The organism is Stutzerimonas stutzeri SDM-LAC, assembly GCF_000235745.1.
Classification (GTDB): Bacteria; Pseudomonadota; Gammaproteobacteria; order Pseudomonadales; family Pseudomonadaceae; genus Stutzerimonas; species Stutzerimonas stutzeri_H.
The window spans coordinates 20,569-34,948 of the sequence record NZ_AGSX01000117.1 but is presented as its reverse complement, the minus strand read 5'-3'; the positions used below and the strand labels follow the sequence as shown (position 1 = coordinate 34,948).

10 protein-coding genes are annotated in these 14,380 nt (G+C 58.1%); all 10 read right to left on the bottom strand.

Going from position 1 to position 14,380, the window contains the following annotated elements; genetic code table 11:
• Window positions 1-34 precede the first annotated feature (34 nt).
• Window positions 35-1,453 carry an FAD-dependent oxidoreductase gene (locus PSTU_RS0112155; protein WP_029404748.1) on the bottom strand — a complete coding sequence of 473 codons (1,419 nt, stop codon included), beginning with the start codon at window positions 1,451-1,453 and terminating at the stop codon, window positions 35-37.
• A 110-nt stretch (window positions 1,454-1,563) separates the two neighbouring features.
• Window positions 1,564-6,012 (bottom strand): glutamate synthase large subunit, encoded by a 4,449-nt coding sequence (gene gltB, locus PSTU_RS0112150; RefSeq protein ID WP_019341303.1) that lies wholly within the window; start codon window positions 6,010-6,012, stop codon window positions 1,564-1,566.
• A 173-nt stretch (window positions 6,013-6,185) separates the two neighbouring features.
• Window positions 6,186-7,691, bottom strand: a complete 1,506-nt coding sequence (locus tag PSTU_RS0112145) for an SPOR domain-containing protein (protein ID WP_019341302.1) — start codon at window positions 7,689-7,691, stop codon at window positions 6,186-6,188.
• A gap of 20 nt (window positions 7,692-7,711) precedes the next feature.
• Window positions 7,712-8,803, bottom strand: coding sequence for a 3-dehydroquinate synthase (gene aroB, locus PSTU_RS0112140; RefSeq protein WP_019341301.1), 1,092 nt, complete (start codon window positions 8,801-8,803; stop codon window positions 7,712-7,714).
• A gap of 24 nt (window positions 8,804-8,827) precedes the next feature.
• Window positions 8,828-9,373 (bottom strand): shikimate kinase AroK, encoded by a 546-nt coding sequence (gene aroK, locus PSTU_RS0112135; protein WP_019341300.1) that lies wholly within the window; start codon window positions 9,371-9,373, stop codon window positions 8,828-8,830.
• Window positions 9,374-9,378: 5 nt separating this feature from the next.
• Complete coding sequence (gene pilQ, locus PSTU_RS0112130; RefSeq protein WP_019341299.1) at window positions 9,379-11,490, bottom strand: type IV pilus secretin PilQ; 2,112 nt, start codon at window positions 11,488-11,490, stop codon at window positions 9,379-9,381.
• Window positions 11,491-11,541: 51 nt separating this feature from the next.
• Window positions 11,542-12,069, bottom strand: coding sequence for a type 4a pilus biogenesis lipoprotein PilP (gene pilP / locus PSTU_RS0112125; protein ID WP_019341298.1), 528 nt, complete (start codon window positions 12,067-12,069; stop codon window positions 11,542-11,544).
• A complete protein-coding gene (gene pilO / locus PSTU_RS0112120; protein ID WP_019341297.1) occupies window positions 12,066-12,689 on the bottom strand; it encodes a type 4a pilus biogenesis protein PilO in 624 nt (207 codons plus the stop codon). Before pilO ends, pilP begins: the two co-directional genes overlap by 4 nt.
• Window positions 12,686-13,258 (bottom strand): type 4a pilus biogenesis protein PilN, encoded by a 573-nt coding sequence (gene pilN, locus PSTU_RS0112115; protein ID WP_019341296.1) that lies wholly within the window; start codon window positions 13,256-13,258, stop codon window positions 12,686-12,688. The genes pilO and pilN overlap by 4 nt, the downstream gene beginning before the upstream one ends.
• Window positions 13,258-14,322, bottom strand: a complete 1,065-nt coding sequence (locus PSTU_RS0112110; RefSeq protein ID WP_019341295.1) for a pilus assembly protein PilM — start codon at window positions 14,320-14,322, stop codon at window positions 13,258-13,260. The genes pilN and PSTU_RS0112110 overlap by 1 nt, the downstream gene beginning before the upstream one ends.
• Window positions 14,323-14,380 lie beyond the last annotated feature (58 nt).

Sequence of the window (14,380 nt, the reverse complement as noted above, 5' to 3'; positions counted from 1 at the left end):
CGGTGCGTCGGGGAAGCGTCCCCTACCCTCGAAATCAGATCTCCAGGTAGTCCAGGATGCCTTCGGCGGCCTGACGACCTTCGAAGATCGCGGTCACCACCAGATCCGAACCACGCACCATGTCGCCACCTGCGAAGATCTTCGGATTGCTGGTCTGGTGCTTGAACTGCCCCATCTCCGGCGCCACGACACGGCCCTGGTTGTCGGTCTGGATATTCTGCCCTTCGAACCAGTCGGCCGGGCTCGGACGGAAACCGAACGCAATAATCACGGCATCGGCTGGCAGCACTTCTTCGGAACCGGGAATCGGCTCGGGGCTGCGACGGCCGCGGGCATCCGGTGCGCCAAGACGCGTCTCGACCACCTTGACGCCTTCGACTTTGCCTTCGCCGACGATCGCGATGGGCTGGCGGTTGAAGAGGAATTTGACGCCCTCTTCCTTGGCATTCTTCACTTCCTTGCGCGAACCGGGCATGTTTGCCGCGTCACGCCGGTAAGCGCAGCTCACGCTCTTGGCGCCCTGGCGGATGGAGGTGCGGTTGCAGTCCATCGCGGTGTCACCACCACCGAGCACCACGACCTTCTTGCCCTTCATGTCGACGAAGTCTTCGGCCGACTTCTCGAAACCGAGATTGCGGTTGACGTTGGCAATCAGGAAATCCAGTGCGTCGTGCACGCCCGGCAGATCTTCACCAGGAAAACCGCCCTTCATGTAGGTGTAGGTGCCCATGCCCATGAACACCGCGTCGTAATCGGCGAGCAGCTGGTCGATGGTCACGTCCTTGCCCACTTCGGTATTCAGGCGGAACTCGATGCCCATGCCGGTGAAGATTTCGCGACGACGGGTGAGTACGCTTTTCTCCAGCTTGAACTCAGGAATACCGAAAGTCAGCAAGCCGCCGATTTCCGGGTTCTTGTCGAAGACCACCGGGGTAACCCCGCTACGCACCAGTACGTCGGCGCAGCCGAGACCCGCTGGACCAGCACCGATAATGGCGACCTTCTTGCCAGTCGGCTTCACCTTGGACATGTCAGGACGCCAGCCCATGGCGAAGGCGGTGTCGGCAATGTACTTCTCCACCGATCCGATGGTGACTGCGCCGAAGCCGTCATTCAGGGTGCAGGCACCCTCGCACAGACGATCCTGTGGGCAAACACGTCCACAGACCTCTGGCAGTGTGTTCGTTTGGTGCGCCAGCTCGGCGGCAGCGAGGATATTGCCCTCGGACACCAGCTTGAGCCAGTTCGGAATGTAGTTATGAACCGGGCACTTCCACTCGCAGTATGGGTTGCCGCAGCCCAGACAGCGGTGGGCCTGCTCGCAAGCCTGCTGTGGCTTGAAGGGTTCATAGATTTCGACGAACTCTTTCTTACGCTGGCGCAGCAGCTTTTTCTTCGGATCCTTGCGCCCGACTTCTATGAACTGGAAGTCGTTATTCAGACGTTCAGTCATTTCAAAACCTCTTAGCGGCAGCTGCAAGCCCAAGGCTGCAAGCTGCATGACAATCACGGAGCGGGGCGAGACTCGACATCATGGTCGAGACTCACCGCTGAACCTGCTTTTTATTGGGGGTTGGCCCGAGTGGTCGACAGCAACGTTGCCAGGTTGGCCGCCTTCGGCTTGACCAGCCAGAAGCGACGCAAGTAGTCATCGAGGTTCTCAAAGAGGTTTTCGCCCCATGCGCTGCCGGTTTCGGCGACGTACTCGCGCAGCACGTCCTGTAGATGGCTACGGTGTGCTTCCATCGCCTCACCCGTGATGCGCTGCAGGTTGACCAGCTCGTTGTTCACCCGATCGATGAAGCTATTGTCCATGTCGAGCACATAGGCGAAACCGCCGGTCATGCCGGAACCGAAGTTGTAGCCGGTCTTGCCGAGGACGCAGACAAAACCGCCCGTCATGTATTCGCAGCAATGATCGCCCGTGCCTTCCACGACCGCATGCGCGCCGGAGTTACGCACAGCGAATCGCTCACCCGCGGTACCACTGGCGAACAACTTCCCGCCGGTCGCGCCGTACAGACAGGTGTTACCCACGATGGCCGAGTGCTGCGACTCGAAGCCACTGTTCTTCGGCTGGGTGATCACCAGCTTGCCGCCAGTCATGCCTTTGCCGACGTAGTCGTTGGCATCCCCTTCGAGATACAGATGGAGGCCACCAGCATTCCAGACACCAAAGCTCTGACCGGCCGTACCCTTGAAGCGGAAGGTGATTGGCGCATCCTTCATGCCCTGGTTGCCGTGCACTTGAGCGATTTCGCCAGATACGCGCGCGCCGATAGACCGGTCGCAGTTGCAGATATCCAGCTCGAATTCGCCACCGCTCTTTGAGTCGATAGCAGAGCGTGCGAGCTTGACCATTTCCTCGGCCAGCAGGCCCTGATCGAAAGGCGGGTTCTTCTCGACTTCACAGAACTGCGGCTTGTCAGCCGGAATATGATCGCTGCCGAGTAGCGGCGACAGGTCGAGATGGTTCTGCTTGGCCGTCTCCCCCGGCAGCAACTCGAGCAGATCGGTACGCCCGATCAACTCCTGCAGGCTGCGTACACCCAGGCGAGCCAGCCACTCACGCGTTTCTTCGGCAATGAAGGTAAAGAAGTTCACCACCATGTCGACGGTGCCAATGAAATGATCTTTACGCAGTTGATCGTTCTGCGTAGCGATACCAGTAGCGCAGTTGTTCAGGTGGCAGATGCGCAGGTATTTGCAGCCCAGCGCGATCATCGGTGCAGTGCCGAAGCCGAAGCTTTCGGCACCAAGGATGGCCGCCTTCACGACATCCAGGCCAGTCTTCAAGCCACCATCGGTCTGCACACGGACCTTGCCCCGTAGATCGTTGCCACGCAGCGTCTGATGAGTTTCGGCCAAGCCAAGCTCCCATGGCGAGCCAGCGTAGCGAATCGAGCTTAGTGGCGACGCGCCGGTGCCGCCATCGTAGCCGGAAATGGTGATCAGATCCGCATAGGCCTTTGCTACGCCAGCCGCAATGGTGCCAACGCCAGGCTCAGCCACCAGCTTGACCGACACCAGCGCCTTGGGATTGACCTGCTTGAGGTCAAAGATCAGCTGCGCCAGATCTTCGATCGAATAGATGTCATGGTGCGGTGGCGGTGAAATCAGGGTGACGCCCGGCACTGCATAACGCAGTTTGGCGATCAGTCCGTTGACCTTGCCGCCAGGCAACTGCCCACCTTCGCCCGGCTTGGCGCCCTGGGCGACCTTGATCTGTAGCACTTCAGCGTTGACCAGATACTCAGGCGTGACGCCGAAACGACCGGTGGCCACCTGTTTGATCTTCGAGCTGCGCTCGGTGCGGTAGCGCGCCGGATCTTCACCACCTTCACCGGAGTTGGAACGCGCGCCGATACGGTTCATTGCCGCGGCGATAGCCTCATGTGCCTCCGGCGACAGCGCGCCGAGCGAAATGCCGGCCGAGTCAAAGCGCTTGAGAATCCTGTCCAGCGGCTCGACTTCCTCGAGCGCCAGCGGTTGTTCCGCCACTTTGAGCTTCAGCAAATCCCGTAGCATCGCCGCCGGGCGCTGGTCGACCAGGGCGGTGTATTCCTTGAAGCGGTGATAGTCGCCCTGCTGTACAGCAACCTGCAGCGCCGCCACGACATCGGGGTTATAGGCGTGGTATTCCCCACCGTAAACGAACTTCAATAGCCCACCCTGCTGGATCGGCTTGCGCGCGGTCCAGGCCTCTGCAGCAAGGGCTTTCTGTTCGGCTTCAAGATCGACGAAGCGGGCGCCCTTGATACGGCTGGCAACACCGCGGAAGCTGACATCAACCACTTCGTCAGCCAGACCAACCGCCTCGAACAACTGAGCGCCACGGTACGACGTGATCGTCGAGATGCCCATCTTCGAGATGATTTTGAGCAACCCTTTGGAGATGCCCTTCCGGTAGTGCTTGAACACTTCGTACAGGTCACCCAGCACTTCACCGGTACGAATCAGGTCACCGAGAACCTCGAAGGCGAGGAACGGGTACACCGCCGTAGCCCCGAAACCGATCAACACGGCGAAGTGATGCGGATCGCGTGCGGTGGCGGTTTCCACCAGAATGTTGCAGTCGCAGCGCAAGCCGGTCTCGATCAGGCGGTGATGCACCGCACCAACGGCCAGCGACGCATGCACCGGGAGCTTGCCCGGCTGGATGTTGCGGTCGCTAAGGATCAGCATGACCTTGCCGCCGCGCACGGCTTCTTCGGCCTGGTCGGCGATGTTTCGCACCGCAGCTTCGAGGCCAATCGATTCGTCGTAGTTGAGGTCGATCAGCTGGCGCTCGAAGCCTGGACGGTCGAGCTCCATGATGGTGCGCCACTTGGCCGGGGAGATAACCGGCGTGGTCAGAATCGCCCGATTGGCGTGATCGGCGGTTTCCTCGAAGACATTGCGCTCGGCACCCAGGCAGGTTTCCAGCGACATCACGATGGACTCGCGCAGCGGGTCGATCGGCGGATTGGTTACCTGAGCGAACTGCTGGCGGAAGTAGTCGAACGGTGAACGTACGCGACGCGACAGCACGGCCATTGGCGTATCGTCGCCCATGGAGCCGACCGCTTCCTGACCCTGCTCGGCGAGAGGCCGCAGCACCTGGTCACGCTCCTCGAAGGTGACCTGGAACATCTTCATGTATTGCTTGAGCTGGTCGGCATCGTAAAAGGCCGAGCCATGGTCGTTATCGTCCAGGGTCGACTGGATGCGCAGCGCATTCTGGCGCAACCACTTCTTGTAGGGGTGCTGGGATTTCAGACGGTTGTCGATGTCATCGGTATGCAGCACCTGCCCCGTTTCGGTATCCACCGCCAGGATCTGGCCCGGCCCCACGCGGCCTTTGGCGATGACATCCTCGGGTTTGTAATCCCACACGCCGACTTCCGATGCCAGGGTGATGTAACCATTCGTGGTGGTCACCCAACGCGCCGGACGCAGGCCGTTGCGGTCAAGCAGGCAGATCGCGTGGCGACCATCGGTGAGCACCACACCGGCGGGACCGTCCCACGGCTCCATATGCATGGAGTTGAATTCATAGAACGCCCGCAGATCCGGGTCCATGGTTTCGACGTTCTGCCAGGCCGGCGGAATGATCATGCGCAAGCCGCGGAACAGATCCATGCCGCCGGTGACCAGCAGCTCCAGCATATTGTCCATGCTAGAGGAGTCGGAGCCGGTCCGGTTGACCAGCGGATTCAAGCTTTCCAGATCGGGTAGCAGCTCGTTGGCAAACTTCAGGCGGCGCGCCTGTGCCCAGTTGCGGTTGCCGGTGATGGTATTGATCTCGCCGTTATGGGCAAGGAAGCGGAACGGCTGGGCAAGCGGCCATTGCGGCATGGTGTTGGTGGAGAAGCGCTGGTGAAATACGCAAATGGCAGTGGCCAGACGCTCGTCGCCAAGATCGGGATAGAACTGCGCCAAATCCGCCGGCATCATCAAGCCTTTATAGATGATGTCCTTGTCGGAGAAGCTGCACACATAGAATTCTTTGTCCGAGGCCAGCTCGACTTCGGCGCGGCGGCGAGCGAAGAACAGCTTGATGCCGAAATCCCGTTCGGACAGACCTCCGGCCGAGACGAACACCTGCTCGATGCGCGGCAGGCGCTCCAGCGCTAGGCGACCGAGCACCGTCGTGTCGACCGGCACCTCGCGCCAGCCAACCAGAGTCAGCCCCTGAGCGGCAATCTGCTCGTTGAGGCTAGCGCGCGCCGCCTCGGCTTTGGCCGCATCCTGGCTGAGAAAGATCATGCCAACGGCATATAGCGCCGGCAGATCAGCGTTGAAGTGCTGCTTGGCCATGGCGCGCATAAACCCATCGGGCTTCTGCATCAACAGCCCGCAACCGTCGCCGGTTTTACCGTCGGCGTTGATCCCGCCTCGGTGAGTCATGCAGGTAAGGGATTGAATAGCGGTCTGAAGCAGGTGATGGCTTGCCTCGCCCTGCATGTGGGCGATCAGACCGAAGCCGCAGTTATCCTTGAACTCTTCAGGACGAAACAGACCTGCTCTCATAGGCACTCCACCAGCTAAATACGTTGTAAATCAACCCCTTATTGACGGCGCACGGAACCGCCCCGTCATACACGTGGGCAAAAGGGGGAGCAGTTTACAAAGCCAGGTAGAACGACACAATTTATTTTTGCAAGCCCCAAAACGGTGCGCATCGCACCTTTTTAGGGCAATTTTTAGCGCGCCTGAACTATCTCCTGTTGGACGCTTGCAAATGTACGCGGCCAAGGCTTGCCTGCCCGCAGCGACGCCGGCAACTTCTGAATGGCTTCCAGTGCAGCCTTGCGGGTAGAAAAGTTGCCGTATGTCACGACATATAAGGGCTTACCGTCATGTTGCTTTACGAAATAACGGAAATCCTTACCTTGCGCTTTGACCAGCGCCTCGGCGTTCGCCTGAGTCCGCGTACCCAGCACCTGCACCAGATAGTTGGTTTTTGACTGGCCGGCGTACCAGCCCGCTGCAGATGCAGGCGAATCTGCGACTACTTGTCGCACGGGCTCGAGCGGCACCTCGGCTACGCGATTGGGCTGAGCAGCCGGCGGTTGCACTACAACCGGGGCGGCGATCCCTTCAGGCGCCTGGATACTTTCAGGCGCCTGGGCACTTTCGTCAGCCAATTCCTCAACAGGCGCCTCCGCCTCGGCAGCCTGCGTCGACAGATCATCCGATTCGGTACTTCCAGCAGCGGCAAGCGGCTCACGAATAACCGGCTGGGCAGGCTGGGCCGAGACGATCTCGGGCGCAGAATCGCCTTCGGCGACCAGCGTCTCGGTCACGGGCTGCTCACCCAGCGGCAATGCCGTGGTAACAGGCGTCGTCGAGGAGTCGTCCGAATCGCGCATTAGCAAGGTGAGCAGGACAATGAAAACGACGACAGCCAGAGCCAGCAAATGCTTCATCGGCAGCGGCAAATTCCATCCAGCCGATTTCCGACGCCCCTTGGACTGTTGCATCGTTTCCAGAAGCTCGTCTCTGGCCACCTGATTTATGGCACCCGGCCAGCCGCCAGAATCGTCATGGATGCGCGCGACCTGCTCATCTGTTAAACAGTCAAGTCCAGATCCGGCACCTTCAAGACGCTGCGCCAGATACTCCCGGGTTTCATCTTGCTCGTAAGGTTGAAGCGCAATCACATGGAAGCGTTCTTCACCGTCTACCAACGCCTCCAGGCGCGCGACCAGCGCATGCTCGCCGAAGAGAAAGACGTGCGGTCGCCCTTCAGGACTGCCCTGAGCCAACCGCAGCAACGTTTCGACGGCCGCCCCTGTAAGTCGCTCGGCATCGTCAACCAGCAGATACACTTCCTGACCGGTCAGTGCCAGTTGAATGATCTGCGCCATGATCGACTCGAAGTCAGCGCGCTGGCAACCGACCGATTGTGCGATCTGCTGCAAAAGAATATTCGAATCGAGCGTTTCCGATGGCGAGATGACCACGCTCTGAACAGTCTGTTTGTTACTGCTGGCAACTAGTGCCTGACGCACCAGCGTTTTGCCGCTGCCTTCCGGCCCCGTCACCACCAGCAGCAACTGGCTGTAACGCGCGAGATGATGCAACTGCCCAAGCACTGGCTTGCGCTGAGCCGGGAAGAACTTGAAGCCGGGTACGCGTGCAGCAAAGGGATCATGGCTGAACCCATAATGGTTCAGGTACGAATCGTCGGCAGACAAACTGGACATGGAAATCTCTTAGGTTCTGACTATTGCGTAAGCGCGTCGTAATTGGCGTTCAATGTGGCCTCAAGCACTTCCCGGGGGAAGTCACTGGTCACCACAGCCTCACCCAGACGCTTGAGCAGCACCAATCGCAACTGGCCGTTCAGCACTTTCTTGTCGACTGCCATGTGCTTGAGAAAATCCTCGGCACGCATGTCGGCCGGTGGCACAACCGGTAGACCTGCACGTGAGAGCAAGCGCACCGCTCGATCTCTATCCGCGGCGCTGATCCAGCCGAGCTGACTCGACATCTCCAGCGCCATAACAGTGCCCGCCGACACCGCCTCGCCATGCAGCCACACCCCGTAGCCCTGATGGGTCTCGATCGCATGACCGAACGTGTGGCCGAGATTCAGCGTGGCGCGAATACCTGACTCGCGCTCATCCGCACCTACCACCCGAGCCTTAGCATCACAGGAGCGGCGTATCGCTTCGGTAAGCGCGACCTGATCCAACGCACGAAGCCTGTCGATATGGTCTTCGAGCCAGCCGAGGAACGGCTCATCACAGATCAAGCCGTATTTAATGACTTCGGCGAGACCTGCTGACAACTCGCGTGCAGGCAGCGTTGCCAACGTCAGTGTGTCGATCAGCACCGCCTGCGGCTGGTAGAACGCACCGATCATGTTCTTGCCGAGGGGATGGTTGATACCCGTCTTGCCGCCAACGGAGGAGTCGACCTGAGACAGGAGCGTTGTCGGAACCTGAATGAAGTCAACGCCTCGCTGATAGCTCGCAGCTGCGAAACCAGCCATATCACCAATCACACCGCCACCCAGCGCAATGATAGTGGTATTGCGGTCATGCCTAGCCGCAAGCAACGCATCGAATATTAACTGCAGGGTCTGCCAGTTCTTGTGTGCTTCTCCATCGGGAAGCACGATCGGAGTTACCTTGAATTCGCCGAGACTCTGCAACAGGCGCTCAAGGTAGAGTGGCGCGACGGTGTCGTTGGTGACAATCGCAACCTGCTTACCGCGAACATGACCGGCCAACAGCCCGCCGCGATCGATGAGCTGCTCGCCAATGAGGATCGGATAGCTACGCTCACCGAGATCGACCTGTAGAGTCTGCATAGGGCCCCCACAATTAAAAGGGAGCTAGGATAACGCAGATCGACCCAAGCTTTCACGGGGCTCGGAACACTGAAGCTGACCGAGAATTTCCTGCACCACGAGGCGTGGTGGACGCTCGTCGGTCTGGATGATGATGTGAGCGATTTCGCGATACAGGGGATCACGCACGGCCATCAAACCGGTCAGCACCTCGCGGGGATTAGGCGCTTGCAGCAACGGCCGATTGCGATCACGAGAGGTACGGTCAAGCTGCTGATCGACCGAAGTGCACAGATAGATCACCTGACCGCCTGTACGCAACACCTCGCGATTGTCCTCCCTGAGCACCGCACCACCGCCCGTTGCCAGCACGACGCCGCGCATCTGACATAAATCCCGAATGGCGATGTGTTCCCTCTCGCGAAAACCTTGCTCGCCTTCGACATCGAATATCAGCGGAATGCTGGCACCGGTGCGCTGCTCGATCTCCTTATCAGAATCCCGAAAGGGGAGACGAAGCTCCTTGGCAAGCAGGCGCCCGATGGTGCTTTTACCAGCACCCATCGGACCCACGAGAATGATGTTTTTCAAGGATCTCAACGATTCACTGCGATGGCCTGGTGATTCAGGATTCTAGGGGTAAGGAACACCAAAAGCTCAGACTTGGCATCCGTTACGACATCACGACGAAACAAGCGGCCAAGATAAGGGACATCGCCTAAAAACGGAACCTTGTCGACGCTTTTCGACTGGCTGTTGGAGAATACACCACCAATCACAACGGTTTCCCCATCGTTCACCAGAACCTTCGCGTTGACTTCGTTCTTATCGATCGGAGGGACACCGTTCACCGCATTACGGAAATCTGGCGCATCTTTCGTCACCTTGACCTCCATGATAATGCGGTTATCCGGCGTAATCTGCGGGGTTACTTCCAGGGACAAAGCTGCCTCTTTAAAAGAAGTGCTAGTGGCACCGCTGGAACTGGCCTCCTGATAGGGCACTTCCGTGCCTTTCAGAATCTTCGCTGTTTCTTTGTCTGCCGTCATGACTTTCGGCTGGGATACGACTTCCCCGTTTCCGGTTTTCTCCATGGCAGAGAGCTGAAGATCCAATAGAAGATGGTCCGAAATAAAGCCGATGCCCACGCCCGAAGTGCTGTTTAGCACCCCCATGTCGACGAAAGGAACCGGAGCCGTGCCCTCCTCGAGGGTGAAGCTCCCAACTTTATCTGTACCGGGCAGCAGCAGACGCCCATCATCATCGATAGACCGACTGCCGTCCTTACCGTAGGCACTCCATTGGTCGTTAACGACGCTACCACCCCAACGAACCCCAAGCGCCTTATCGTATCCGACGTTGGCCTCAACAATCCGAGCCTCAATCATGACCTGGCGAACCGGGATATCCAGTTGAGTTACGATACGCCGCAGCTCATCCAGCCGCTCTTGAGTTTGATAGGCGATGATATTGTTTGTTCGATCATCAACTGCGATGGAACCCCGCTCGTCAGCCTGTCCGTCAACCGTAGTCACCGACTGAAAGAGCTGCGCGATATCCGCTGCCTTGGCGTAGTTCACCTGCACGACTTCGCGACGGAGGGGAGCCAACTCGGCAATCTGCCGCTTCGATTCCAGCTCCTGACGCTCGCGCGCCGCAATCTCGTCCGCTGGAGCCACCAGCAGAACATTTCCAACCTGGCGCTTGTCGAGGCCCTTGGTCTTCAACACCAGATCCAGCGCCTGATCCCAGGGTACGTTCTGCAGACGCAATGTGATGTTGCCCTGAACGGTGTCGCTGGCTACCAAGTTGAGGTCGGTGAAATCGGCAATAAGCTGCAGAACCGAGCGAACATCAATGTCTTGGAAGTTAAGCGAAAGCTTTTCGCCGGAATAGGTGAAATGCTCAGCCTTGCGTTGCTCGGCGTCTGCCTCGCTAAGTGGCTTGACGCTAATGGTCAGCTTGTCGTCGGTCTGGTACGCCAAGTAGTCGTATCGACCGCTCGGCTCAATCGCAATACTGGCACCATCGGCCTTGCTGCTCGAATCGACGAATTTGACTGGCGTCGCAAAGTCCTGGACATCCAGACGAACACGCAGAGATTCAGGCAATTGAGTATTGGCAAAGGAAACGCGGATTTTACCGCCTTGCTCCTCGATACTCGGGCTGATCGAAGGATCAGACAAGGTGATCACTACGTTGCCAGCCCCGTCTTCCCCGCGGCGAAAATCGATATTGCTGATCGACTTACCTGCGGCTTTGGATAGCTCCGGTGCGGCCGGTTTCGTCGAAGCCACAGGAGAGGCTGGTGCAGCGACAGAGCCTGCAGCGCTCTCGCCCAGCACAACAAATAGGTTGTTACCGTCAATACGGGTCGAGTACGGAACCAGCGACGTGAGGTTCACGATAAGCCGCGTGCGTCCTTGAGCCTCGACCACCGTAACACTTCGCGCATTACCGACGCCGAGCTCATGGTTTTTCGATCCAAGCTTACTGGACACGCCAGGCAGATCTAGAGCAATTCGAGCAGGCTGATCAAGCGTATAGCCACGCGGGGTCGGAACCGGCTCATCGAAAGCCAGCTTCAGCTCAACGCGGTCACCGGGCAACGATGCGACATCAAGCGAGTTCAGATTTGCCGCCAGCAATGCAGGCGAAATGAATGCTGCCAGCAACGACAAACCGAGACGAGTGAGAGTGGTATTCATAAAAGGCTTCCGTTGTGCAGACCGGTATAGGTTTTCCATTTTTGCCATGACTCAAGAACGCTCTTTCAAGGTCAGGCTACGCGGGCGCTCAAGCCACCCACCCTCTCCGTCCGGAACGATTTCGAGCACATCCACCTCGGCTTCGCTGATCTCAACGATACGGCCATGGTTGCGCCCCAGATAGTCACCGACCTTGACTCGGTGAACCCCATCACCACCTTTGATCAAGGCGTAGTTACCCTCGCCGTTGGCCAGCGTCCCGACCATGACGAAGTTTTCGATATTGAATTCCTCAAGGAACTGTTTGACGCGGGTCTCGTCGGGCCGTATGTCCTTGGTTCCTTTCTGCCGCTGAGTCAGATCGATCTTCATTGGCGGCTGGAAAGGATGGCGCAACGACGCCGCACTATAGGTAAACGCCTCGTACGGCAGGAACGCTGGAAGCGGCTCGATCGAACCTTTCGGCTTGGCCCGCACTTCATCCATATAGCTGCGCAGATCATCGAAATCTCCGCTGACACCGCACCCGGCCAACAACACCATGCCCAGGCCCATTGCTACAAGTCGGGCTCCTCTCATTTCTGCAGCCCCTTGTCGTTATAGCGATAGGTCTTTGCCAGGATGCTCATGTGCAGCTTGGAAGACGAATCCTTACTGTTCGGCTTTATCTCGAAATCGTGCAAGGTAACGATGCGTGGCAAGCTCGATACACCACTGACGAAGGTCGCGAGGTCGTGATAACCACCGACAACCTTGATCTGTATCGGCAACTCGATATAGAACTGCTGGGTCACTTCCGGCTGCAGTTTGATTTCTTCGAATTCGAGCCCGCTGCCCAGGCCAGTACGGGTGATATCTTCAAGCAAACCCGGCACCTCGGTATCGCTGGGCAACTGCCGCAGCAACGCACCGAATGACGCCTCCATCTCGACCATCTGCGCCTTGTACGCATCAAGATTCGCTGCCTGGAATGCCTTAGAGGAGAACTGTTGTTTGAGGCTATCTTCCTCTGCCACCTGTTGATCAAGGCTGGCCTGTAAATCGCTGAGGTAAAAGTAGTACCCACCTCCGAGCATCAAGGCCATCAGTAATATTGCAGCGATGACCTTGACCGCTGCGGGCCAGGACCCCAGGTTGTTCATGTCCAGATCAGACAGATCGACGCTACGGAGGCTCTCCATCGAGCTCGCCAGACTCATGGCTTATCTCCTTCGGCAGCGGCGGCCGGTTGTGTCTGTTGCACCGTCAGCTGGAACACGTTTTCCTGATCGACCGCCCCTGCGGTAACAGCCTTCACTTCGTTCAGGTTCGGTGCATCCAGCCAATCAGAGCCATCCAAGTTACGCATCAGGTTAGAGACCCGGTTGTTTGATTCAGCAGCGCCGACGATGGCGATGTTTTTCCCGGTCATCTTCAGCTCGGTGAAGTAAACGCCATCGGGAAGCGTGCGAACCAGTTGGTCGAATACTCGACCGATGATCGGCCGATTGCCCTGCAGGTCCTGAATGATCTTCATCCGCTCAAGCAGTTGCTGCCGACGCTCTCGCAATTCCTTGATTTCTGCGATTCGGGTATCCAGCGCGGCAATTTCCTTGCGGATGAAGTCATTCCGCGCGTTCTGTCGCTCGATGGCATGGGTGAAGTACTGGTCTGCGAGAAACAACAATCCCACGGCCACTACGGCGACTCCGGCTAGCGAGACCAGGAAGCGCTGTTTACGCTCTTCGCGTAGCTGCTCGCGCCAAGGTAAAAGGTTAATCCGGGCCATTAGTCGAAACTCCTCAAGGCCAACCCACAGGCAATCATCAAGGACGGCGCATCGCTGGCGAGGGCGCCAGCGTTGACCTTGCTGCTCAAGGCCATATCGGCGAACGGATTGGCGACTAGAGTCTGAGTTCCGATCTTTTGCTGGATCAGCCGATCCAAGCCCGGGATCGATGCCGTACCACCAGCCAGCAGAATGTAATCCACATCGTGGAACTGCCCGGCAGCGAAGAAGAACTGCAAGGACCGCGATACCTGCTGCACGACCGCTTCTTTGAACGGCTGCAACACCTCGCTATCGAAGTCATCCGGCAGGCCTCCCTGCTTCTTGGCCAGACCAGCCTCTTCCATTGACAGGCCATAGCGCCGCTGAATCTCTTCGGTGAGCTGACGACCACCGAACAACTGCTCACGCGTATAGATAGTACGGCCGTTGTGCAACACGCTTAGCGTGGTCATGGTCGCACCGATGTCAACGAGCGCGACGGTCAGCTCATCATGTCCAGCGCCCAATTGAGGTGCCAGCAAGCCATAAGAGCGCTCCAGCGCATAGGCTTCGACGTCGACAACTTTCGCCGTCAACCCTGCCATGGCGAGCGCCGCCTCACGGATTTCCACGTTTTCCTTGCGACACGCCGCGAGCAACACCTCAACCCTGCCGGGTGAACGAGGTGCAGGGCCTTGCACCTCGAAGTCGATCGCGACTTCTTCGAGGGGGTAAGGAATGTACTGGTCCGCTTCAATTTTCAGCTGGTTTTCCAGCTCGTCATCGCTGAGCCCCGCTTCCATCTCGATGCTCTTGGTGATGACTGCCGAACCGGATACCGCTACCGCAGCAGACTTGACGCCTGTTTTTGCCTTTGCCAGTAATCGGGAAAGCGCCTGCCCAACGCCCTCCAATTCAGCAATATTCTTTTCAACCACAGCGTTTGGCGGAAGTGGCTCGACCGCATAAGACTCAACCCGGTACCGGGAACCTGAGCGGCTTAATTCCAACAGCTTGACTGACGTCGAACTGATGTCGATCCCGAGCAGCGTATTCGCTTTCTTAGTGAAGAGCCCTAGCACGGCCGATTTCCTATCTCTATCCGCTACTTACGGATTAATTATGTTTGTCAGCATTAGA